The sequence below is a fragment of the Paraburkholderia sp. RL17-368-BIF-A genome, assembly GCF_046054045.1.
Classification (GTDB): domain Bacteria; phylum Pseudomonadota; class Gammaproteobacteria; order Burkholderiales; family Burkholderiaceae; genus Paraburkholderia; species Paraburkholderia graminis.
This window is the reverse complement of record NZ_JARESN010000013.1, coordinates 1-20,472: the sequence shown is the minus strand read 5'-3', so window position 1 is coordinate 20,472 and position 20,472 is coordinate 1. Positions and strand designations below refer to the sequence as shown.

18 protein-coding genes and 4 tRNA genes are annotated in these 20,472 nt (G+C 64.0%); 9 read left to right on the top strand and 13 right to left on the bottom strand.

Translation table 11 applies throughout. The annotated features are described in order from the left end of the window. Positions 1 to 5 precede the first annotated feature (5 nt). The 5 genes from P0D87_RS21745 (at position 6) to P0D87_RS21725 (ending at position 4,677) form a co-directional block, all read left to right on the top strand. A complete protein-coding gene (locus tag P0D87_RS21745; protein ID WP_006051974.1) occupies positions 6 to 878 on the top strand; it encodes a class I SAM-dependent methyltransferase in 873 nt (290 codons plus the stop codon). Continuing rightward, the gene (rnhA, locus tag P0D87_RS21740; protein ID WP_006051973.1) at positions 875 to 1,321 is read left to right on the top strand and encodes a ribonuclease HI; all 447 of its coding nucleotides are present in this window, start codon (positions 875 to 877) and stop codon (positions 1,319 to 1,321) included. The genes P0D87_RS21745 and rnhA overlap by 4 nt, the downstream gene beginning before the upstream one ends. 75 nt (positions 1,322 to 1,396) lie before the next feature. After that, positions 1,397 to 2,140: a DNA polymerase III subunit epsilon gene (gene dnaQ, locus P0D87_RS21735; RefSeq protein WP_053858540.1), complete on the top strand. Its 744-nt coding sequence runs from the start codon at positions 1,397 to 1,399 to the stop codon at positions 2,138 to 2,140. Between the two features lie 48 nt (positions 2,141 to 2,188). After that, positions 2,189 to 2,263: transfer RNA gene (locus P0D87_RS21730), tRNA-Val, on the top strand. 530 nt (positions 2,264 to 2,793) lie between these two features. After that, a complete protein-coding gene (locus P0D87_RS21725) occupies positions 2,794 to 4,677 on the top strand; it encodes an ABC transporter ATP-binding protein (protein WP_053858541.1) in 1,884 nt (627 codons plus the stop codon). Positions 4,678 to 4,749: 72 nt separating this feature from the next. Here the strand turns inward: P0D87_RS21725 and P0D87_RS21720 are convergent, their stop codons facing one another. The 3 genes from P0D87_RS21720 to P0D87_RS21710 form a co-directional block, all read right to left on the bottom strand. Continuing rightward, positions 4,750 to 5,214, bottom strand: coding sequence for a DUF2214 family protein (locus tag P0D87_RS21720; RefSeq protein WP_029967752.1), 465 nt, complete (start codon positions 5,212 to 5,214; stop codon positions 4,750 to 4,752). Positions 5,215 to 5,367: 153 nt separating this feature from the next. Beyond that, positions 5,368 to 6,219, bottom strand: a complete 852-nt coding sequence (locus P0D87_RS21715) for a hypothetical protein (RefSeq protein ID WP_053858542.1) — start codon at positions 6,217 to 6,219, stop codon at positions 5,368 to 5,370. A 258-nt stretch (positions 6,220 to 6,477) separates the two neighbouring features. Further along, on the bottom strand, positions 6,478 to 7,542 hold the full coding sequence (locus P0D87_RS21710) for a glycosyltransferase family 4 protein (RefSeq protein ID WP_006051968.1): 1,065 nt from the start codon (positions 7,540 to 7,542) through the stop codon (positions 6,478 to 6,480). Between the two features lie 713 nt (positions 7,543 to 8,255). Here P0D87_RS21710 and P0D87_RS21705 point away from each other — a divergent pair. Beyond that, on the top strand, positions 8,256 to 10,091 hold the full coding sequence (locus P0D87_RS21705; protein WP_035569805.1) for an ABC transporter ATP-binding protein: 1,836 nt from the start codon (positions 8,256 to 8,258) through the stop codon (positions 10,089 to 10,091). A gap of 149 nt (positions 10,092 to 10,240) precedes the next feature. Here the strand turns inward: P0D87_RS21705 and otsA are convergent, their stop codons facing one another. Together otsA and otsB are read right to left on the bottom strand one after the other, a co-directional pair. Further along, on the bottom strand, positions 10,241 to 11,701 hold the full coding sequence (otsA, locus tag P0D87_RS21700; RefSeq protein ID WP_171799873.1) for an alpha,alpha-trehalose-phosphate synthase (UDP-forming): 1,461 nt from the start codon (positions 11,699 to 11,701) through the stop codon (positions 10,241 to 10,243). 82 nt (positions 11,702 to 11,783) lie between these two features. Then, a complete protein-coding gene (gene otsB / locus P0D87_RS21695) occupies positions 11,784 to 12,533 on the bottom strand; it encodes a trehalose-phosphatase (protein WP_029967758.1) in 750 nt (249 codons plus the stop codon). 486 nt (positions 12,534 to 13,019) lie between these two features. Here otsB and P0D87_RS21690 point away from each other — a divergent pair, with 486 nt between their 5' ends. From P0D87_RS21690 to P0D87_RS21680, 3 genes are read left to right on the top strand one after another with little or no spacing between them, the layout of a single operon-like run. Then, positions 13,020 to 13,610, top strand: a complete 591-nt coding sequence (locus tag P0D87_RS21690; protein WP_053858545.1) for an SCO family protein — start codon at positions 13,020 to 13,022, stop codon at positions 13,608 to 13,610. A gap of 9 nt (positions 13,611 to 13,619) precedes the next feature. Then, entirely contained in the window at positions 13,620 to 14,108 is a 489-nt protein-coding gene (locus P0D87_RS21685) for a copper chaperone PCu(A)C (RefSeq protein WP_051153917.1), read from the top strand. Positions 14,109 to 14,126: 18 nt separating this feature from the next. Next, the gene (locus tag P0D87_RS21680) at positions 14,127 to 15,038 is read left to right on the top strand and encodes a cytochrome c oxidase assembly protein (protein ID WP_053858546.1); all 912 of its coding nucleotides are present in this window, start codon (positions 14,127 to 14,129) and stop codon (positions 15,036 to 15,038) included. Positions 15,039 to 15,177: 139 nt separating this feature from the next. On the opposite strand, the gene P0D87_RS21675 is transcribed toward P0D87_RS21680, so the two are convergent. From P0D87_RS21675 to P0D87_RS21640, 8 genes are all read right to left on the bottom strand, one after another. Next, positions 15,178 to 15,702 (bottom strand): GNAT family N-acetyltransferase, encoded by a 525-nt coding sequence (locus tag P0D87_RS21675; protein ID WP_053858547.1) that lies wholly within the window; start codon positions 15,700 to 15,702, stop codon positions 15,178 to 15,180. A 136-nt stretch (positions 15,703 to 15,838) separates the two neighbouring features. Further along, a complete protein-coding gene (locus P0D87_RS21670) occupies positions 15,839 to 16,819 on the bottom strand; it encodes a sensor domain-containing diguanylate cyclase (protein WP_053858548.1) in 981 nt (326 codons plus the stop codon). A gap of 60 nt (positions 16,820 to 16,879) precedes the next feature. Further along, entirely contained in the window at positions 16,880 to 17,701 is an 822-nt protein-coding gene (locus P0D87_RS21665) for a TraB/GumN family protein (protein ID WP_321175744.1), read from the bottom strand. Between the two features lie 160 nt (positions 17,702 to 17,861). Beyond that, a tRNA-Cys gene (locus P0D87_RS21660) sits at positions 17,862 to 17,935 on the bottom strand. 99 nt (positions 17,936 to 18,034) lie between these two features. Continuing rightward, positions 18,035 to 18,110 (bottom strand) — tRNA-Gly (locus P0D87_RS21655). An 81-nt stretch (positions 18,111 to 18,191) separates the two neighbouring features. After that, a tRNA-Gly gene (locus tag P0D87_RS21650) sits at positions 18,192 to 18,267 on the bottom strand. Positions 18,268 to 18,486: 219 nt separating this feature from the next. Beyond that, a complete protein-coding gene (pgsA, locus tag P0D87_RS21645) occupies positions 18,487 to 19,080 on the bottom strand; it encodes a CDP-diacylglycerol--glycerol-3-phosphate 3-phosphatidyltransferase (protein ID WP_029967771.1) in 594 nt (197 codons plus the stop codon). A gap of 211 nt (positions 19,081 to 19,291) precedes the next feature. After that, on the bottom strand, positions 19,292 to 20,472 hold a 1,181-nt coding region (locus P0D87_RS21640; RefSeq protein ID WP_408637031.1), incomplete at its 5' end, for an excinuclease ABC subunit UvrC.

The window sequence follows — 20,472 nt, the reverse complement described above, 5'->3', positions numbered from 1 at the left end:
TTGATATGACTGACCGAGCGATTATAGACTGGCCCGCCTGGACGGATTCGCCGCCTGGCCGTTACGTGCTCGAGTGGGAACAGACCCAGCTCGACCGTGTGGTGTCGGACGTGTTCGGCTACCACGCACTGCAACTCGGCCTGCCGCAGCTCGACGCCTTGCGCGAAAATCGCATGCCCTGCCGCGGGCTGGTGCTGGACGCCGCCAGCGGCGCGAGCGCGCCCTACAGCTTCCCGCGCGCGGACGCGCACGCCGGCAACGGAGCGGGCAATCCGACGCACGGCGCGACGCACGGCCCGGCGCGCGGCGCGTTTGCGCCGCTGCCTTCGCCAACGGGGCGCAGTGCCGTCTGGTGCGATCTGCTCGATCTGCCGTTCGAGGCGCAGAGCGTCGACCTGATCGTGATGCCGCACACGCTCGAATTCACGAGCGACCCGCACCGCCTGCTGCGCGAAGCCGAACGCGTGCTGATGCCGGAAGGCCAACTGATCATTCTCGGCTTCAACTCGTTGTCGCTCTGGGGCGCGCGGCAATCGGTCGGCAAGATGACCGGCCGGCCGTTCGTGCCCGCCGCCGTCGATCTGATCGCCTTCACGCGTCTTAAGGACTGGATCAAGCTGCTTGGTTTCGACCTTGAACGCGGGCGCTTCGGCTGCTATCGTCCGCCGCTCGACAGCGACCAGTGGCTCTCCCGCTACGGCTTCATGGAAGCCGCCGGCGACCGCTGGTGGCCGATTTTCGGCGCGACTTACATGATCAAGGCGATCAAGCGCGTGCGCGGCATGCGCCTCGTCGGACCGCTGAAGGTGAAGAAACCCGTCCTCGCCGCGGGCCTCGCGCCCGCCGCCACACCGAATACACGCAACCACACTCAATGACAGCGAACATCATCGACATTTATACGGACGGCGCCTGCAAGGGCAACCCCGGCCCCGGCGGCTGGGGCGCGCTTTTGCGCTTCGGCGATCAGGAAAAAGAGCTGTTCGGCGGCGAAGCGAATACGACCAACAACCGCATGGAGCTGATGGGCGTGATTTCCGCGCTCGAAGCGCTCAAGCGTCCATGCAAGGCCGTCGTGCACACCGATTCGCAGTACGTGCAGAAAGGCATCAGCGAGTGGATTCACGGCTGGAAAAAGAAAGGCTGGGTCACGGCGGCGAAGCAGCCGGTCAAGAACGCGGATTTGTGGAAGCGGCTCGACGCGCTCGTCGCGCAGCACGAAATCGAATGGCGCTGGGTGCGCGGCCATAACGGGCACCCGGAGAACGAGCGCGCCGATCAGCTCGCCAACCGCGGCGTCGCGTCGCTCGCGGAACTATGACGCCAAGCCGCCGGCCCGCGCGTTCTTTTGCTGCTTGTTTGCGGCTGCAACTTCTGAGGCAAAGCTAAAACCGATATGCGTCAACTGATCCTCGATACTGAAACGACCGGCCTGAACGCCCGCACCGGCGACCGCATCCTCGAACTGGGCTGCGTCGAACTGGTGAACCGGCGGCTCACCGGCAACAACCTGCACTTCTACATCAATCCTGAACGGGACAGCGATCCCGGCGCGTTGGCGGTCCACGGCCTGACCACCGAATTCCTCAGCGACAAGCCGAAGTTCGCCGACATCGCCGACCAGATTCGCGACTTTATCCAGGGCGCGGACCTGATCATTCACAACGCGCCCTTCGACATCGGCTTTCTCGACGCCGAATTCGCGTTGCTCGGCCTGCCGCCCGTGAGCACGTATTGCGGCGAGATCATCGACACGCTCGCGCGCGCCAAGCAGATGTTCCCCGGCAAGCGCAATTCGCTCGACGCGCTCTGCGATCGCTTCGGCATCAGTAACGCGCACCGCACGCTGCACGGCGCGCTGCTCGACTCGGAACTGCTCGCCGAGGTTTATCTTGCGATGACGCGCGGCCAGGAAAGCCTCGTCATCGACATGCTCGGCGAATCGCACGCCGGCGGCGAAGCGCATGCGCCGCGCGTGGCGATCGAATCGCTGGATCTCGTGGTGATCGCGGCCAGCGACGACGAGCTCGCCGCGCATCAGGAAGTTCTCGACGGCCTCGACAAGGCGATCAAAGGCACGAGCGTATGGCGTCTCGAACCTGCGCCCGTGTCGGCCGTGTCGGATGAGCAAGCCGCTTAAAAAGTGCTGGACGAGTTCGGCAATGCCTGAGATAATCTCAATCTCTTCGGGTGGTTAGCTCAGCGGTAGAGCACTGCCTTCACACGGCAGGGGTCACTGGTTCGATCCCAGTACTACCCACCAGATTCTTGGTGCGTCGATCACCGAAGACAAAGGGCTCACGTAGAAATGCGTGAGCCCTTTTCCGTTTTGGCGCGCTGTCTTGTCGTTGTATTGGCATCCGGTTTTGCGGCTCCGTAATCGGCCGTGCCGTCAACACCGAAACCTCGTCGATTGCGACGGCAAAACAGCGCTGATATAGTCGGTGTTCGGGCATTCGCCCCGTCTACTTTCTCCACCTCATTGACCACAGGGAGGCGTCACATGTTTGCAGTGCATATGGCCGTCCCTGACATGGTCCCGCGGCGCTCGCGTTTGCCTCTCAGTTGTTTCCTGAGTCGCCGCTGACGGGTCACTGACCTGTCGCCATCCGCGGTGCAGCCGAAGCAGGCGCGCCGCGCAATTCCAGATGGTCCACCGCTCGCTCCGCAGGCTTGTTGCCCGCAGTTTCATTGCCGCAGCTTCATTGCGGTTTAACCGCGTGCTTCGACTATCTCTTCATCCTGCTTTTGACTGGAACCCCGTTGCGCCATGCGCGCCGGGGTTGTCGAAAAATGACCGGAAAAAAACTCGACTTTCGCGGACAAGCCTTTAAGGATGTCCTCGGCTTCACCTTCATTCACTGGGCGAAACAGCCGTGGCGCATCGTCGTCATTGCGGCGCTCGTCATGCTCTCAGCGGTGGCGGACGTGCTGACGCCGATGTTCGCCGGCCACCTCGTCGACGCCATCGCGTCCGGCCCGGCCGCGCGCGGCAGCGCCTGGCACGCGGCCATCACGGCGTTTTGCGTGCTCGGCGCGCTCGGCCTCGGCGCGACCTTGCTGCGGCAAGGCATGTACTTCAACATCATCAAGCTGACGCTGAAGATGATGAGCGAGATCGCCGCCAACGCGTTTCATCGCGTGCAGCGGTTTTCGACCGACTGGCATGCGAACAGCTTCGCGGGCTCTACCGTGCGCAAAATCACGCGCGGCATGTGGGCGCTCGACCTGCTGAACGACACGCTGCTGATCGCACTGTTTCCGTCGCTGATCATGCTGGTTGGCGCGACGCTGCTGCTCGGCTGGCGCTGGCCGATGATGGGCGCGGTGGTCGGCATCGGCTCGCTGATCTACATCACGGTAACGGTCGCGCTGTCGCTCGGCTATGTCGCGCCCGCCGCGCGCCTCGCGAATGCGTGGGACACGCGCATGGGCGGCGCGCTCGCGGACGCGGTGAGCTGCAACGGCGTGGTCAAGGCCTTCGGCGCGGAAGAGCGCGAGGAAGTACTGCTTGCGCGCGTGATCGGCAAATGGCGCGAACGCACGCGGCGCACGTGGATTCGCGGCACGATCAACGGCGGCGTGCAGGGCGCGATGCTGGTGGCGATCCAGACGGCCATCCTAGGCGCCGCTCTGATGCTGTGGCTGCGCGGCGAGGCGAGCGTCGGCGACATCACGTTCGCGCTGACGATGTTCTTCATGCTGCAAGGCTATTTGCGCGACGTGGGCATGCACATTCGCAACTTGCAGCGCTCCGTCAACGACATGGAAGAACTCGTGTCGCTGGAGCGCCAGCCGCTCGGTATCGAAGATCGGCCGGGCGCCGGTCCGATCGCAATTGGCAAAGGCGAGATCCGCTTCGAGCACGTCACCTTCCACTATGGGGCGAACGCCACGCCGCTGTACCGCGACTTCTCCGTGCGCATTGCGCCTGGCGAACGCGTCGGGCTGGTCGGCCATTCGGGCTCGGGCAAGACGACCTTTATCAAGCTGATCCAGCGCCTTTACGACGTTTCGGAAGGCCGCATCACGATCGACGGTCAGGACATCGCGCAGGTCAGGCAGGCGTCGTTGCGCAGCCAGATTGCGATCGTGCAGCAGGAGCCGGTGCTGTTTCATCGCTCGCTCGCGGAGAACATCGCCTATGCGCGTCCGGACGCGAGCCGCGCCGACATCGAGCGAGCCGCGCGGCTTGCGAACGCGCACGACTTCATCAGCGCGTTGCCCGGCGGTTATGACACGCTGGTCGGCGAGCGCGGCATCAAGCTGTCGGGCGGCGAGCGTCAGCGTGTGGCAATCGCGCGCGCGTTTCTCGCCGACGCCCGCATTCTGATTCTCGACGAAGCGACGTCGAGCCTCGACAGCGAAAGCGAAGTACTGATCCAGCAGGCGATGGAGCGGCTGATGCTCGGCCGCACGACGCTCGTGGTCGCGCACCGCCTGTCGACCGTGCGCGCACTCGACCGGTTGCTCGTGCTCGACAAGGGCAAGGTGATCGAAGAAGGCAGCCACGAAACGCTGATCGGTCTCGAGAACGGCCTGTACCGGCGGCTCTTCGAGCGGCAGGCACTGGAGTTGATCAAAGGCTTGAGCGAACCGCCCGTCCCCGTCCGCCAGGAAACGGCGCGCATGCGCAGTTCGACGACTGACGATTCGAGCCTGCTGGTCGGCAAGTAAGAACGCCGACGATGACGCGCGTCACACGGAAATGCCTTTATTCAAAGCCTATTCCGTTGACGCGCCGCCGGCTTACACCACGCCCGCAGGCAAGCCGATGCCGCGCGCCATGCCGGTCGCGGCGAACACCATCAGCACCAGCAGGACAGTCTGTATCACGCTCAAGTGCGCGTAGCGGCGTGCGTTGTGCAGGTCCGGCGCCTCGCCCTTTCGTATCGACGCGCGCCAGCGCATCAAGGCGAGCATCGACGGAACTTCAAGCAGGATGATGATGACGAGCAGCGTCATCTTGAGGTGAAAGAGCGGCTCGTGGAGATAGTAGTCGGCGCCCTTCTCGTAAGAACCGAAAACGCGCATCAGCCCCGTCACGATCAGCACCAGCGCGGACAGGCCCCACCGCGTGTCGGCCCGGAACACGGAGCGCAGCGCGGCCGGCACCGCCGCGCGACGCAGCGACCACGTGCGCCGCAGGATCGACGCAAGCGCGAAGCCATAAGCAAGCAGATGAAGAGCGGCAAGTAACCAGCGAACCAGCATAGCGACTCCTGCTAACGACACGGCACATCGTTGTTATCGCTCGCCCGCCGTCAAGCGCGGGCGGCGTCCTGGTTTCATTATCGACCACGGCTTACTTTACAACGCGCTCGTCCGTCATGGCATGTGAGCGACGGCACACAGCGCGCTTCAGATTCAGACTTGCCGCAACGTGCTGTCGAGCGCGCGTGCCGCGACGCGATCGCCTTCGGTCGTCAACGCGGCGCGAAACACGGTCTGCCGGTTGTGACCCGCGGCCGCAGGCGAATCCCACAGCAATTCGATTTTCGGACGACGGCCAAACGCGGCCCGCGCAAGCGACGGCGCGCCGCTCGCGCGCGGCGCAGACGACGTCACCGCATCGCCTGCGGCATGCAGCGCGATCACCGGCGTGGGCGGCGCCGCAGACCGCGTGCCCGCACCGTCGGCCCAGCGCACCGAGAGCTCGCGCGCGTCGTACTGCCCCACCTTGCGACGCTCGGCCCATACGCTCACCGTGCGTGTCAGCGGGTCAAGAGACACCGCATAGCGTCCGATCGCAAAGCGTCGCGCGGCGATGTTGGTGCGCCAGAGCGGCCGCGGCCGGCAGATCCACAGAACCGCCGCGTAGAGCGCCGGTGCGACCAGCAGCCAGCCGTTGGTCGCGGCCACGGTTTGCGCGGCGCGGCGCCAGCCGGCGCTCATCGCAAACGCGCTGACTACCCAGACCGCAAACAGAAACCCGAGGAACGCAAAGAGACGCAGCGCTTGCCGCAGCCATTGCGGCAGCGGATGGAACGGACGCTCGGCCACGGCGCGCGCGCCCGGCAAGAAGATCAGCAGGAACAGGAAGACGAGGTTGACGCACGCCCACGGCGACGACGCCATCGCCGATAGCGACGTCGTCAGATCCATCGCCGACATGGAAAACAGCCAGCGGGCGAGAAGCACGAGACCGATGGCGCGCAGCGCGAAAATCGTTCCGGCGCCGGGCGCGGCATTCGCTCGCGTCTCTTTCGTTCTCGCCAAGGCATCCTCCTGTCGTCGGCGGCGCCGCAGCCAAATTTGCGGCACGGCCATTATAGGGATATTACGAAAGGCGGCTGCTGCGGCGGTCGCGAAACACCCGCTTTGCATCGCGAAACGCGAAAAAACGCGGCGCGCATGCAACAACGCCCCGCGAGCGCGTGGCACGCGGGGCGTTGCGGGTGGCCGGCGAAGCGCTGTAACACGCTTGATCCGCCGAACCGGTTTGCTTCGACCGGCAGCTTCCGGTCTGGTTGCCGTTTAGTTTGCGTTAACTTCGCGCAGCACCGTGCGGTGCTTGCGACGCAGCAGTTCTTCGTACGTCGCGACGTAGTTCTGCGCCATCACCTTCGACGAGAAACGCGCTTCGAACGACTTGCGCACCGTTTCGCGCGACAGCGTGTGCAGACGCTTGACCGCCGCGACCGCGCTGATTTCGTCTTCGACGACGAAGCCCGACACGCCGTTGTCGATCACTTCCGGCACCGAACCGCGGTTAAACGCGATCACCGGCGTGCCGCAAGCCATTGCTTCGATCATCACGAGACCGAAGGGCTCCGGCCAGTCGATCGGGAACACCAGTGCATGCGCGTTGCCGAGGAACTCACGCTTTTCGGCTTCGCCGATTTCGCCGATGTATTCGACGTGCGGGAGCGCCATCAGCGGCTTGATCACTTCTTCGTAATAGGCACGATCGGCCTTGTCGATCTTGGCCGCGACCTTGAGCTTCATGCCTGCCTGGCCGGCGATACGGATCGCACGGTCAAGACCCTTCTCCGGCGAGACGCGGCCGAGGAATGCGAGGTAGCCGGGCTCGACGTTCTTGATCGGCGTGAGCACGTTTTCCGGCAGACCGTGATAGACGGTTTGCAGCCAGTTTGCCTGCGGCAGCGGAATGCGCTGGTTGTCCGAGATCGAGACGACCGGCACGTCATTGAACGTGTTGAAGATCGGCTGAAGTTCCGGCAGATCGAGACGGCCGTGCAGCGTGGTCACGAACGGCACCGGCTGGCGCGCGAACAGCGAGAACGGGTAGTAGTCGATGTGGAAATGCAGCACATCGAATTCTTCCGCGCGGCGGCGTACTTCTTCGAGCAGCAGCATGTGCGGCGCCATCACGTCGCGGATGGTCGGGTCGAGGCGCAGTGCTTGCGGCCAGAAGGCTTCGAGCTTTGCCGAGGTTTGCGAATCGCCGCTCGCAAAGAGCGTGACGTCGTGGCCCTGCTCGACCAGCGCTTCGGTCAGATAAGACACCACACGTTCCGTACCACCGTACAGCTTGGGAGGAACCGCCTCGTGCAACGGAGCGATTTGAGCGATTCGCATATGAAGAACTCCTCGTAAAAAACCGGCAAAAGTACTGCGTTTGGTAAAAGCGACTCGCTTGCTCGCCAGGGCAGTCGGGCCGGATACGCCGGCGCGGGCCTATTCTCTCGAGATAGCCTGCGAAGGATCGCTTCAGTTTAAATAGCCCGGACGACGGTCGCCGTCCATGCCTGTGCGGTAAACGCACAGACGTGCCCGACGTTGACAAACTGTCAGAAATTTCGGCAGGGCCTACAGCGCATGCATTATCAATGCCGGGATTCTCGCTGCACCACAACATTTCAAAGACTTTACTTTGTTACAGCAGCGATACACTTTGCAAACCCTTGTTTTGCAAGGCAGTTCTACAGTAACGACTGGCTTGCTGCTGTGCCGTCGTGCATGCTTGCCCCGGCTCGACGGTCGTGCTTTGTAAGTTCTTGCACAAGCGTACCGGCACCCGTTGAAGAGAATTCAGCGCCGGGCTGAATGCAATTTGTAATTATATCCCGAAATATTCCGCGATCCGCGTGAACCACTGCCGCCGCAGTCAGTCGAGCAAGAGGTAGATCGCGGACGTCCATCGCGACATCAATCGCGCCAAAAGCCCGGATACACAGGGCGCAATCGTCTTTGCATGTTTACAATGCGAAGCATTGGCTTCGCCGCGATGCTTTTTCGCGTGGCCCATGGCTTGCATGCACACCTCCGAACCACACCGACCTCTCGATCAATTGGAACATTTGACCATCGCCCAGCGCAACGCCGAAAACGCAAAGCTCGCGAGCTATGCGCACAGGCCGCTTGCGTTCCTTTTCCGTTTTATCCGCCGCCATCCGCTCGCTCATACGATCGTGCTGTGCAGCGTGGTAGCGGCCGTGGGCTGTGCGCTCGCTTCGCAGTACGCGATCAAACATCTTATCGACGTGCTCGGCACCGGCCGGCATCATCCGGGGCCGCTGTGGGGTGCGTTCGCGATCCTCGTCGGACTGATCGCGGCGGATAACCTGCTGTGGCGGGTCGGCGGCTGGGTCGCGGCGCATACGTTCGTCGCCGTGACCGGCGACTTGCGGCGCGACCTCTTCCAGTATCTGAGCGGACATTCGCCGACCTACTACGCCGAGAAGCAGCCCGGCATGCTGGCAAGCCGGATCACCGCGACCTCGAACGCCGTCTACACCGCCGAAAACACCACGGCGTGGAACGTTCTGCCGCCGTGCATCGCCGTGCTCGGCGCGATCTTCATGATCATCGCGGTGAACCCGCTGATGGCGGGCGGCCTGATGCTGTGCTCGGCGATCCTGTCGGTGGTGCTGTACAAGCTCGCCGGCCGCGGCTCGGTGCGCCATCACCATTTCGCGACCAGAGCGGCCTCGGTGGACGGCGAGCTCGTCGACGTCATCAGCAACATGGGCCTCGTGCGCGCGTTCGGCATGACGTTTCGCGAGCAGCAGCGTTTCGGCGCGACGGTCAAGGCCGAGATGGACGCGCGTCAGCAGAGCCTGCTGTATCTCGAGAAGCTGCGCCTGCTGCACGCGGTGATCACCGCGCTGCTGTCGGCGGGTCTGCTCGGCTGGGCGCTGCTGTTGTGGGATCAAGGCAAGGCGACTTCGGGCGACATCGTGCTCGTCAGCTCGCTCGGGTTCACGATTCTGCACGGCACGCGCGATCTCGCGGTCGCACTGGTGGACGTCACGCAGCACGTCGCGCGACTCGCCGAAGCCGTGCGCACGCTGCTCGAGCCGCACGGCATGCCCGATCGCGACGGCGCCACCGAACTCGTGCCGCAAGGCGGGCGCGTCGACTTCGAAAGCGTGACGTTCGCGTATCCGCGCCGCCGGCCGATCCTCGATCATTTCGATCTGCATATCGAACCGGGTCAGCGCGTCGGGCTGATCGGCAAGTCGGGCGCGGGCAAATCGACGGTGCTCGCCCTGCTCCAGCGTTTCTACGAGACGCAAGGCGGCGCGATCAAGATCGACGGGCAGGACATCGCCACGATCACGCAAGACAGCCTGCGCCACACCATCGCGCTCGTGCCGCAGGATATTTCGCTGTTCCATCGCACGGTGTACGAGAACATTGCGTATGGCCGCCCCGAAGCGAGCCGCGACGAAGTGCTGGCGGCGGCGCGCGAGGCGCGCTGCACGGACTTCATCGAGGCGATGCCGGAAGGGTTCGACACGATCGTCGGCGACCGCGGCGTGAAGCTGTCGGGCGGACAGCGTCAGCGCATCGCGATCGCACGCGCGATCCTGAAGAACGCGCCGATCCTGCTGCTCGACGAAGCCACCTCGGCGCTGGATAGCGCCTCCGAAGAAGCGATCCAGAAGGCGCTCGACCGGCTGATGGTCGGCCGCACGGTGATCGCGATCGCGCACCGCCTGTCGACGCTGCATAACTTCGACCGCATCATCGTGATGAGCGCGGGCAAGGTCATCGACGACGGCAGTCCCGAAGAGCTGCGCCAGCGCCCCGGCCTCTATCGCGATCTGCTTTCGAAGCAATACGGCAAGGGCACGACGCTGCATGTGGGCGGCAAGAAGGTCGATGAACAGCATGTGATCTGAGGCGCGCGCCGCATTGCGCCACATCGCATTAAGCGCAGTCACTCACCAACAGAAAAGCCGCTAAAAAGCGGCTTTTCTGCTTTGTGGGCCGGGCTTTACGAGCTCGCTACCGCATCGTCATTGCGAGTGCTGCGCGTCGCGTCCCGCCGCTAGCTCGCCACAATCTCGCGCGCGGTTTTTTTCCCCACTCGGGCGCGCGGCCGTGCGCTTGCGGTGCGTGCTGCACCATTGGCGCTCTGCAAATCGCGCATGAAGTTGTCGCGCCACACCGAGACATTGTTCTCGCGCAGTTGCGCCATCATGTCGCGATGACGCGCCTGGCGCTCCGCGAGCGGCATCTCGAGCGCCGTCGCGAGCGCGTCCGCCATGCCGTCGATATCGACAGGATTCACGATCAGCGCGCCGTCCAGTTCCTGCGCGGCGCCGGCAAAGCGCGACAGCACGAGCACGCCCGGATTCTCCGGGTCCTGCGCCGATACGTATTCCTTCGCGACGAGGTTCATGCCGTCGCGCAGAGGCGTCACGTAGCCGACGTGCGCGGTGCGAAACAGCGCGGCAAGCACCGAGCGCTCATATTGTTTGTGGATGTAGAGAATCGGCGTCCAGTCGAGTTCGGCGAAACGTCCGTTGATGCGGCCCGACTCCCCTTCCAGTTGCAGACGGATGTCCTGATACGCGTGCATGTCGGCGCGCGTGGGCGGCGCGATCTGCAGGAACGACACCTTGTTGCGCTGCGCCGCCGCGTGTTCCAGCAGACGCTCGAAGGCGCGGAACCTCTCGACGAGTCCCTTCGAATAATCGAGGCGATCGACGCTCATGATGAGCTTGCGCGAATGCAGCGTCGCTTTCATCGTGCGCACCGGCTTGCCGCGCTCGCCCGCTTTCGCGAGTTCGGCGATCTCGTCCGGATAGACGCCGATCGGGTAAGCGGCGGCGCGCAGCGTGCGGCCAAACGCATGAATCGAGAGCTGGCCGTCGGACGACGCGTCGACCGTGCCGTTCGCCTCGTTGACGATGTAATCGCAGAACGCGCGCAAATCCGGCGCCGTCTGGAAACCGAGCAGATCGAACGAACACAGCGCTTGCACGAGTTCGCGATGCGGCGGCACGGCGAGCAGCACTTGCGAAGCGGGAAACGGAATGTGCAGGAAAAAGCCGATGCGGTTCTTCACGCCCGCCGCGCGCAGCGCCTCCGCAAACGGGATCAGGTGATAGTCGTGGACCCAGATCACGTCGTCGTCGCGCAAGAGCGGCACGAGTTGTTGGGCGAGCCATGCATTCACGCGGCAGTAGCCGCCGAAATCGTGCCGGTCGTATTGCACCAGATCGGCCCGATAGTGGAAAGCCGGCCACAGCGTGGCGTTCGAGAAGCCGCGGTAGTACTGGTCGTAATCGCGGCGCATCAGCGCGATGGTCGCGAAGGTCACCGGACCGCGCTCTTCGAGCTTGATCTGGGGCTGGCCGGAGCTCAGCACCTCGCCGCTCCAGCCGAACCACATGCCGCCCGTTTCCTTCAGCGCGTCGTACACGCCGACCGCGAGACCGCCCGCCGCCGGGCCGCCCTCCGAGATCGGCGCGACCCGGTTCGAAACGATAATGAGTCGGCTCATGAAGCGCTGTCCCCGATGTAATACGTTGTTGTCGCGCTATGTCGTGCGCGTTGTATGCGTTGCAGCGCGCGCGATGCGAGCGTCATGCGCCACGCGCGGCCGCGACCACTGTCGCGAGCCAGTCGAGCAGCGCGGTCACCGACTCCACGCGCGCTTGCGCCGTCGTGTCGCCCGCGCCGACCTTGATCGACAGTCCGTTGCGTTCGTTGACGACCGCGAAGCCTTTCTCGTCGGTGAGATCGTCGCCGGCAAAAAGCGGCTTGCGTCCGACAAACGGCGGCTCGTCGAGGAACGCACGCAGCGCGCGGCCTTTGTCCACATCCTTCGGCTTGATTTCGTAGACCATCTTGCCCGGCTGCAGCACATACGAGTTCGGGTAATCCGCGACCAGCCGCTCCGTCGCCTCGCGCGCAGCGGTCTCGCGATCGGGCGCGTTGCGATAGTGCAGCGCGAGCGCCGCGCCCTTGATCTCGAGCAGCATGCCGGGGTTCGCGTTGACGACTTCGGCGAGCACCTGCTCCATGCGCAAGAGCCGCTCGTCGTGAAAGCCGATGCGCTGCGTGTCGCCGTTCGCGTCGCGCCGCTCGGCGCCGTGCAAACCGGCAATCGGCAGATCGGGCATGCCGAGAAAAGCGTCGATGCTGTCGATACCACGCCCCGACACCACGGCGACCGCGCCGTTCGTCAAACGTCGCAGTTCGCCAAGCAGTTCAATGACGCGAGGTTGCACCTGCACGCCATCCGGCGTGGGCGCGAGTTCGACGAGCGTGCCGTCGAAATCGAAGAAAAACGCGGTCTCGCTCGGAGACAGGGAAGCCGGAAGTGCTTGCATCGGGTTAATTTGCCTTTCGGCCTTGTGCAGCCGGAAAAGTGTGCGCATCTTACCGCGCATCCATCAATTTTTCGAGAAACCAGGCCGCGCGGCAAGCGTGAAAGCCAGGTGCGACGGCGCGACCTTCCCGCGCCCGGTGGAATTGCATTCAAAACGGAAACGATCCGGCTTCAGCGCGCTTTCAGCCATGTGCGTCAAATTGCCTCGCAAGCCGTGCGCCCGTGGGCTGCGAGCGACGCCTTCCGTCATTTTGCGATACAGTCGCAGCCACACGAGACTTTGGCGTTACGACGATTTTTGTCCATGATCGCGAACCGTCCGCCTCGACCTGCGCACGGCGGAGTGCGAGCTAGCGCGGGGCGCGCGGCGGCAATGCGCCGCTCTACAATCGAGTCATTGATACCTGCTTTGTTCCCGATCATCTCACTGCGACGGCTGCAACCTGCTCACGCGTCATCGCGTCGCGGCGGCCGCGCGCGTGGATCGATGTCGACGCTCGGAGCGTGCGCGCTCGTCGCCATGATCGCGCTTGCCGGTTGCACCAATCGCGCGGAGCCGTGGCATTTGACGAACGTGAGCGGCCATTTGCCGGACCTCGATTTTTCGCTGACGGGCGACGACGGTCGGCCCGTCACCGGCGCGTCGTTCAAAGGCCGCACATCGCTCGTCTATTTCGGCTACACGCATTGCCCGGACGTCTGCCCCGAAACGATGGGACGGCTGATGCAGGTGCTCGACAAACTCGGCCCCGACGCGCAGAAGGTGCGCATCCTGTTCGTCACCGTCGATCCGGCGCGCGACACACCGCAAGCCCTGCACGACTATGTCGGCGCATTCGACTCGAAGCATGCCGAAGGGCTGACCGGCACCGACCGCCAGATCGAGTCGCTCGCGAAGCGCTACCGCGTTGCTTATCAGATGGAAAAGCGCGACCCGAACGGCAGCTATGAAGTCACGCACAGTTCCGCCGTCTATGTATTCGACGCAGAAGGCCGCGCGCGCCTGCTCGCGACCGATAACGACACGCCCGATGCGATCGCCCAAGACTTGCGACGCATCGTCGATCAACGCTCCTGACCTTCAGCCATGACAAAGATCAACCACGTCACGCACGTCATCCGTAAAACCAGAACGCTGTCCGCTGTTGCCGGCGCCCTCGCCCTTTCGCTCGCCTTCGCGAGCGCCGCCCACGCCGCCGGCGCGCAAGCGATCACCGCCAAAGACGCATGGGTGCGCTGGCTGCCGAACAATCTGCCGGCGGCCGGCTACGTGACGCTCGTCAATGCGGGCGACAAGCCGCTCGATCTCGTCGATATTTCGAGCAGCGATTACGGCGACGCGATGCTGCATCAAACGGTCTCGAACGGTTCGTCGCAGAAGATGGTGATGGTCGACAAGCTCACGGTGCCCGCGCACGGACAGGTCGCGATCGCGCCCGGCGGCTATCACGTGATGCTCGAAGACGCGAAGCACAAGATCGCGCCGGGCGACACCGTGCACCTGAAGCTGAAGTTCTCCGACGGCGCGACGCTCGATACGCCCTTCGCGGTCAAGTCGCCCGCGCAAACGAAGTAAGCGGAGCGATTCGCGGCAATGGACCTGCTGTACTGGCTCGATCCCTGGGAATTTTCGCCGACGGTCGTCGTCGCTCTGCTGCTGCCCGCCGTCCTGTTCGTGCGCGGCGCGCGCAAGGCGAAGGTGTCGGTGGCGCGGCACATTTCCTTCTGGTTCGGGCTCGTGGCGTTGTACGTCGCGTTGCACACGCGGCTCGACTATTTCTTCGAGCATGAGTTTTTCATGCATCGCGCGCAGCATCTGGTGCTGCATCATCTCGGACCGTTCTTTATCGCGCTGTCGTATCCGGGCGCGGCATTGCGCGCCGGCATTCCGTTCGGCTGGCGCCAGCGTTTCGTGCGGCCCGCGCTCGCCATGCCGTTCGTGCGCAAGCTGATCGACGTCGTGATGCATCCGGTCGTCGCGGTGACGTTGTTCGTCGGACTGATCTACTTCTGGCTGATGTCGCCGATCCATTTTGTCGCGATGCTCGACTGGCGGCTTTATCGCGTGATGAACTGGAGCATGGTGATCGACGGCCTGCTGTTCTGGTGGCTCGTGCTCGATCCGCGTCCCGCGCCGCCCGCGCGTTTGTCGCCCGGCAAGCGCGTGCTGGTGGTGATTGCCGCGATTCCGCCGCAGATCGTCCTCGGCGCGTTCATCTTCTTCACGCCGCGCGAGCTGTATCCGATCTATTCGATCTGCGGCCGCGCGTTCACCTGGCTTAGTCCGATGCGCGATCAACAGATCGGCGGCCTGCTGCTGTGGATCCCCGGCTCGATGATGAGCGTGATCGGCGCGCTGGTGGCGTTGCGCCACTGGATGCATCTGTCGGCTCGCGGACGCGTGCGCGGTGAACGGCGTGCGGTGGTGGTGGCCAATGCGAGCAGGCCGACGAGCGGCACACTCACCGCGAAGGCGGCTTCGACGAGCGACGCGGGGCAGCGTTGAGGCGGGGCTATAATGCGCTGCCGTGGTCGGCTTTGCTGCTGATGCGCGGCTAACGCACGGCTTGCGCCTTGCTCGCGGCTTGCGCGGTCTTACTTATCCCACGCCGCTCAGGCGTGCGCTCATCGCAGCCGAGTCTCCATCACGCCGAGCGCATCCACACGTGCGGAATGCCGTCTTCCTCGTGAATTTCTGACACCGGCTCGAAACCAAACGCGCCATAGAAACCTTGCAGATGGGCCTGCGCATGCAGGCGAATCGGCGTGCCGGGCCACTGCTTGCGAATATGCGCGATCGCACGATCCAGCATCGCGTTGCCAAGACCGATGCCGCGAAATGCCGCGGTCGTCAGCACACGGCCGATGCGAATATCGGCGTCGTCGGCATCGGGCAGAAGCACACGCAGATAGCCGGCGAGCGGCGGACGCGCGGCACCCGTGAGCGCTTGCGCGGACGCAACCGCAGCCGTACCGAACGCGAGCAGGTGCCACGCGTCGAGATCGAGTCCGTCGATATCGCCATACAGGCAGTTCTGCTCGATCACGAAGACAGCGCTACGCGCGGCGAGCATCGCGTAGACCTCCGCGCTCGTCAGTTCGTCGAACGCTTTCCAGCGCCAGTCGAGTGCCGCGACGCGGGCGGCGGCAGTGTGCTGCGGTTCAGTCATGAGAGCTTTGCTAAAAGAAAAAGGTGCGCCGTTTGATGGTGCGGCGTGATGACCGCATTAGAGCGGCGACCGCGCAATTATGCCGCGCGCGGCGGTGTGCAACCAATGGCAACGAAGCGCAACCCATCGAAGATACTCACGCCTCGCGCGCGGCCCGCGCCTTCGACGCCTGTTTGTGGCTGTACATCGCGGCATCGGCAGCGGACAGCAATTCGGCGATGGAACCGTGCCGCGCCGCGTCGTACTCGATCTGGCCCACGCTGAAGCGAATGCTGTAACCGCGTTGCGCCTGCGCATTGCGCTCGTCGAGTGAAAGCGTGAGCCGCTCGGTCACTTCCTGGGTGGCGGCGGCGTCCGTGTCGCTGAGCAGGACGACGAACTCGTCGCCGCCCAGCCGCCCGATCACGTCGCTCTCGCGGAGCGTGCCGCGCAGCACGTCGGCAAAAGTCTTCAGCGCGCGATCGCCTTCCGCGTGACCGAACGTGTCGTTGATCTGCTTGAAATCGTTGAGATCGAAGAACAGCAGCGACGCGGGCCTATCGAGCCGCTTGCAGACATTCAGCGCATGCTGCGCGAGCGCGGAAAAACCACGCCGGTTCGATAGCAATGTCAGGTCGTCCAGCGTGGCGAGTTGCACGGCCGCGAGTTCCTGCTCGGCCATGCGTGCGAGATCGCGCAGCAGTTCGCGCTCTTCGTCGTCGAGCTCGCGCGGCTTCACGTCGATCAGGCATAGCGTGCCGAGCCTGCTGCCGTTCGGCACGGTCAGCGGACAGCCGGCATAGAAGCGAATATTCGGCGCCTCGGTCACGAGCGGATTGTCGTGGAAGCGCTCGTCGGCGAGCGTGTCGGGCACGGCGAGGATGTCATCGTCGAGGATCGCATGCGCGCAGAAAGAGACGTCGCGCGAAGTCTCGCTCGCTGTCAAACCGATACACGACTTGAACCATTGCCGGTTCGCGTCCACGAGACTGACGAGCGCGATCGGCACGCCGAACAGACGCTTCGCGAGCCGGGTGAGGCGGTCGAAGCGCTCTTCGGGCGGCGTGTCGAGAATATGCAGTGCGCGTAGCGTGTCGAGCCGCGTGCTTTCGTTGCTGGGAATCGGTGGTGTATGCATGGCGTGTCCCCTGGGACCATCTTGCGCAAGGCAGTGGCAATGCGGGCAATCCGGGCTGTGTCAATCGTGCGATTTTGCGCATCTGGACAAGTTCCCGGAAGCGTCGTCGTGACTCGTCGTCGTTACTCGTCGTCGAGTATAGGTTGTGCGGCCCCGCCCGAGGCATTCGACAAGGTTGCCCGGCCCGCATAGATGCAGCGCGCCGACCACCACCAGCGTTCGTTGCGCTTGCGGCAACAGGTCGCGCACGCGCTGCGCCCACAGGCGATTGCGCGCATCGAGAATCGCGTGACGGATTGCGGGCAACGTGAAGATCGGCGATTCATCGGCGATCCGAGCCACCGCCGGCAGATCTCCTTCGAGCCATGCAGCATGCATGCGCTCGAGCGTGCGCTGCGGCTCGCCGGTATCGGACATCAGCAGCGAGAGCGCGGCGGCGACGGTGTCGAGCGGAATGGACTCGAGCGCGTCGGCGACCTCGCTCGCCGTCTCCAGATACCGATACGGTTTGCCATGCGCATTCGCCCACCGCAGCATGCGCGGCTCGACGCCGTCGACAAGCTGCTGGAAAAGTGTCGGCGCAACGATCAGCGTGGCCCACGGACGAAGCTCCGCGAGCGGCGCCAACGGACCTTCCGTGGGCCAGGCGGCTTGCAGACGAGTCCAGGTGTCGACGGAAACGAGCGATTGCAGAACTTGTGCGCCGGCTTGTGTATCGGCTTTGAGGAACGGCAGGATCGTCGGCGGATCGGATTCAAAGACCAGCGTTTCGGCCCAGTCATAGGCTTCTTCGATCCAGGGCGGCGTTCTGCGGCTCGACGCGGGAAAGAGATGCATGGAGCCAAGCAGGCGCACGTTAGTGCCGGGGATGTGTAGATACATGCGCGTTGATGACGAGGACGAAACCTGCATTGTGCGCCAGATCGCGCGCGTGTCGCGTAGCCGGCGATGCGCATCGCAATCAACACGCAAGGCAAAGAGATTGTGAACGCGCAAAAAAGAAAAGCCCCGACATGGCGGGGCTTTTCTGCACTTCAACTACTGGAGGCGCGAGCCGGAGTCGAACCGGCCTAAACGGCTTTGCAGGCCGCTGCATAACCGCTTTGCTATCGCGCCGCAAGCGGATCGGAATCTAGCTGCAGATTCGCTGATTTGTCTCGTGGACAAACTTCAAGTCCACCAAACAAAAAGGGAAGCGTTGCTTCCCCTGATGTATGGAGCGGGAGACGAGGCTCGAACTCGCGACCTCAACCTTGGCAAGGTTGCGCTCTACCAACTGAGCTACTCCCGCATTGCACTGCTTCGCAACGCCTTGCACTCTTACTTCGCAAAACTTAATTCGCCAAACCTACAACGCGCTGCTTCAAAAATCTGGAGCGGGAGACGAGGCTCGAACTCGCGACCTCAACCTTGGCAAGGTTGCGCTCTACCAACTGAGCTACTCCCGCGTATTGACTGCTTACTGCTGCGTACTACGCTCTACTGCACCCGATGTTTGAAACCGCGCGCATCGGAGAAACGAGATTATGGAGAAACGACCGAAACGTGTCAACCCCTTTAGCGAATCTCTTTAACTGAACAGATTTCACTCACGACGTGGCCGCGTCTCTCCGTCTGTCGCCGGCATGCGACCGACATGCAACCGCCACGCAAGCGAGCGAACGCACTCAGACGGCCCCGCCCCGCTCGCGAATTTGCGGCCACGCGAGCTTCATGTAATAGAGCATCGACCAGATGGTCAGGAAGGCCGCGAGATAGATGAGCCACAGGCCCCACGTGCGCGTGTCGATCGCCACGCCGCCGCCGAACGGCAACACGCCGTTGAACAGCAGCATCGGAATCGCGACCATCTGGCAAGCGGTCTTGAACTTGCCGAGCGAATTCACGGCGACGCTCTTCGACGCGCCGATCTGCGCCATCCATTCGCGCAGCGCCGAAATGGCGATCTCCCGCCCGACGATCACGAGCGCAATCGCCGAGTCGATTCGCGCGAGCTGCACGAGCACGAGCAACGCGGCGGTCACCATCAGCTTGTCGGCGACCGGATCGAGAAACGCGCCGAACGCCGACGTCTGATTCCACTTGCGCGCGAGGTAGCCGTCGAACCAGTCGGTCAGCGCGGCCAGCACGAAGATGGTCGCCGCCGCGAGATTGCGGTGCGCGGGGCTCATCATCATGTCGGGCAAATAAAACACGCCGACGACGAGCGGAATGAGAACGATCCGCAGCCAGGTCAGGAAAATCGGGAAATTGAACGGCATGGGCAGGCGCAGCGTCTGACGGGAGAGTTGCAATTGTGCCGTGTCACCGTGCCTGCCACAAGCAAAGCGGCCCGGAAGCGAGGCGTCGGCGCCGGGAATCGGCGCCAGGCTCGCGGGCGGCGTCCGCGCGCGTTTCGCAAGACGTAGCCGCTTCGTAGCCGCTTCGCAGCCACTTTCCAGTCGAACGACGCCATCCAGCGCGCACAGCCAATCAGTGCAATTGCCGATAGATCTGCTCGGCGAGCGCCTGCGAAATGCCCTCGACGCTCGCCAGGTCCTCGACGCTCGCCGCGACCACGCCGCGCAATCCTCCAAAGCGCGCCAGCAGCCGCTGACGCCGTTTCGCGCCCACGCCCTCGAGTTCTTCGAGCCGCGACGTCTGGCGCGTCTTGCCGCGCTTCGCGCGCATTCCGGTGATGGCGAAGCGGTGCGCTTCGTCGCGGATCTGCGCGACCAGCATCAGTGCCGCGCTTTCCTTGCCGAGTTCGAGCGGCGCGCGGCCGTCGGCGAAAATCAGGGTTTCGAGGCCGACCTTGCGCCCCTCGCCCTTCGCGACGCCGACCAGCATGCCGGTGTCCAGCCCCAACTCCGCGAACACCTGGCGCGCGATTTCGACCTGGCCCTTGCCGCCGTCGATCAACACGATGCTCGGCAAGATTCCGCCCGACGCGACCGGTTCGCCGGCCTGCTGCGTCAACGGCGGATTGTCGGCCGCGTCGCTTTGCAAGTCGGTGGCTTCGTCGACGGCATTCGCGGCGGCCTGCTCGACCATCTTCTCGTAGCGGCGCGTGAGAACCTGGCGCATCGCCGCGTAGTCGTCGCCGGGCGTGATGCCGGTGATGTTGTAGCGGCGATATTCCGACGACTGCATCTTGTGATGGTGATACACGACGCACGACGCCTGCGTCGCCTCGCCCATCGTATGGCTGATGTCGAAGCACTCGATGCGCACATGCGCGAGGTCGTCGCACTCCATGCCGAGCGTGTCGATGAGCGCGCGCGTGCGGGCCTGCTGCGAGCCCTGCTCCGACAAGAGCCGCGCGAGCGCGAGCCGCGCGTTCTGCTCGGCCATCGCGAGCCACGCGCGTCGTTGGCCTTGCGGTTGACGCAGCACGGTGACCTTATGCCCGGCCTGCTCGATCAATACGTCGACGAGTTCGCGCGTGGCCGGCGCGTGGCTGACCACGAGGACGGGCGGCACCCGGTTGCCGAGATAATGCTGCGCGATGAACGCCTCGAGCACTTCGGATTCGATGCCCGCTGCGGCGCGAGGTTTGGGTTGTTTCGCGGGCTCCTGGGCGGTGGCGGAATCGGCTTCGGCTTCGGCGTCGGCTTCGGCTTCGGCTTCGGCGTCGGCTTCGGCGTCGGCTTCGGCGTCGGCTTCGGCGTCGG

What these genes read in the sequence shown, in the direction of transcription:
- P0D87_RS21720 (WP_029967752.1), bottom strand. Translation starts at nt 5,214, where the DNA reads ATGCTGGTTCGCTGGTTACTTGCCGCTCTTCATCTGCTTGCTTATGGC.
- P0D87_RS21685 (WP_051153917.1), top strand. Translation starts at nt 13,620, where the DNA reads ATGACAAAGATCAACCACGTCACGCACGTCATCCGTAAAACCAGAACG.
- dnaQ (WP_053858540.1), top strand. Translation starts at nt 1,397, where the DNA reads ATGCGTCAACTGATCCTCGATACTGAAACGACCGGCCTGAACGCCCGC.
- P0D87_RS21675 (WP_053858547.1), bottom strand. Translation starts at nt 15,702, where the DNA reads ATGACTGAACCGCAGCACACTGCCGCCGCCCGCGTCGCGGCACTCGAC.
- pgsA (WP_029967771.1), bottom strand. Translation starts at nt 19,080, where the DNA reads ATGCCGTTCAATTTCCCGATTTTCCTGACCTGGCTGCGGATCGTTCTC.
- P0D87_RS21665 (WP_321175744.1), bottom strand. Translation starts at nt 17,701, where the DNA reads ATGTATCTACACATCCCCGGCACTAACGTGCGCCTGCTTGGCTCCATG.
- P0D87_RS21680 (WP_053858546.1), top strand. Translation starts at nt 14,127, where the DNA reads ATGGACCTGCTGTACTGGCTCGATCCCTGGGAATTTTCGCCGACGGTC.
- otsB (WP_029967758.1), bottom strand. Translation starts at nt 12,533, where the DNA reads ATGCAAGCACTTCCGGCTTCCCTGTCTCCGAGCGAGACCGCGTTTTTC.
- rnhA (WP_006051973.1), top strand. Translation starts at nt 875, where the DNA reads ATGACAGCGAACATCATCGACATTTATACGGACGGCGCCTGCAAGGGC.
- P0D87_RS21670 (WP_053858548.1), bottom strand. Translation starts at nt 16,819, where the DNA reads ATGCATACACCACCGATTCCCAGCAACGAAAGCACGCGGCTCGACACG.
- P0D87_RS21710 (WP_006051968.1), bottom strand. Translation starts at nt 7,542, where the DNA reads ATGCGAATCGCTCAAATCGCTCCGTTGCACGAGGCGGTTCCTCCCAAG.
- P0D87_RS21725 (WP_053858541.1), top strand. Translation starts at nt 2,794, where the DNA reads ATGACCGGAAAAAAACTCGACTTTCGCGGACAAGCCTTTAAGGATGTC.
- P0D87_RS21745 (WP_006051974.1), top strand. Translation starts at nt 6, where the DNA reads ATGACTGACCGAGCGATTATAGACTGGCCCGCCTGGACGGATTCGCCG.
- otsA (WP_171799873.1), bottom strand. Translation starts at nt 11,701, where the DNA reads ATGAGCCGACTCATTATCGTTTCGAACCGGGTCGCGCCGATCTCGGAG.
- P0D87_RS21690 (WP_053858545.1), top strand. Translation starts at nt 13,020, where the DNA reads ATGTCGACGCTCGGAGCGTGCGCGCTCGTCGCCATGATCGCGCTTGCC.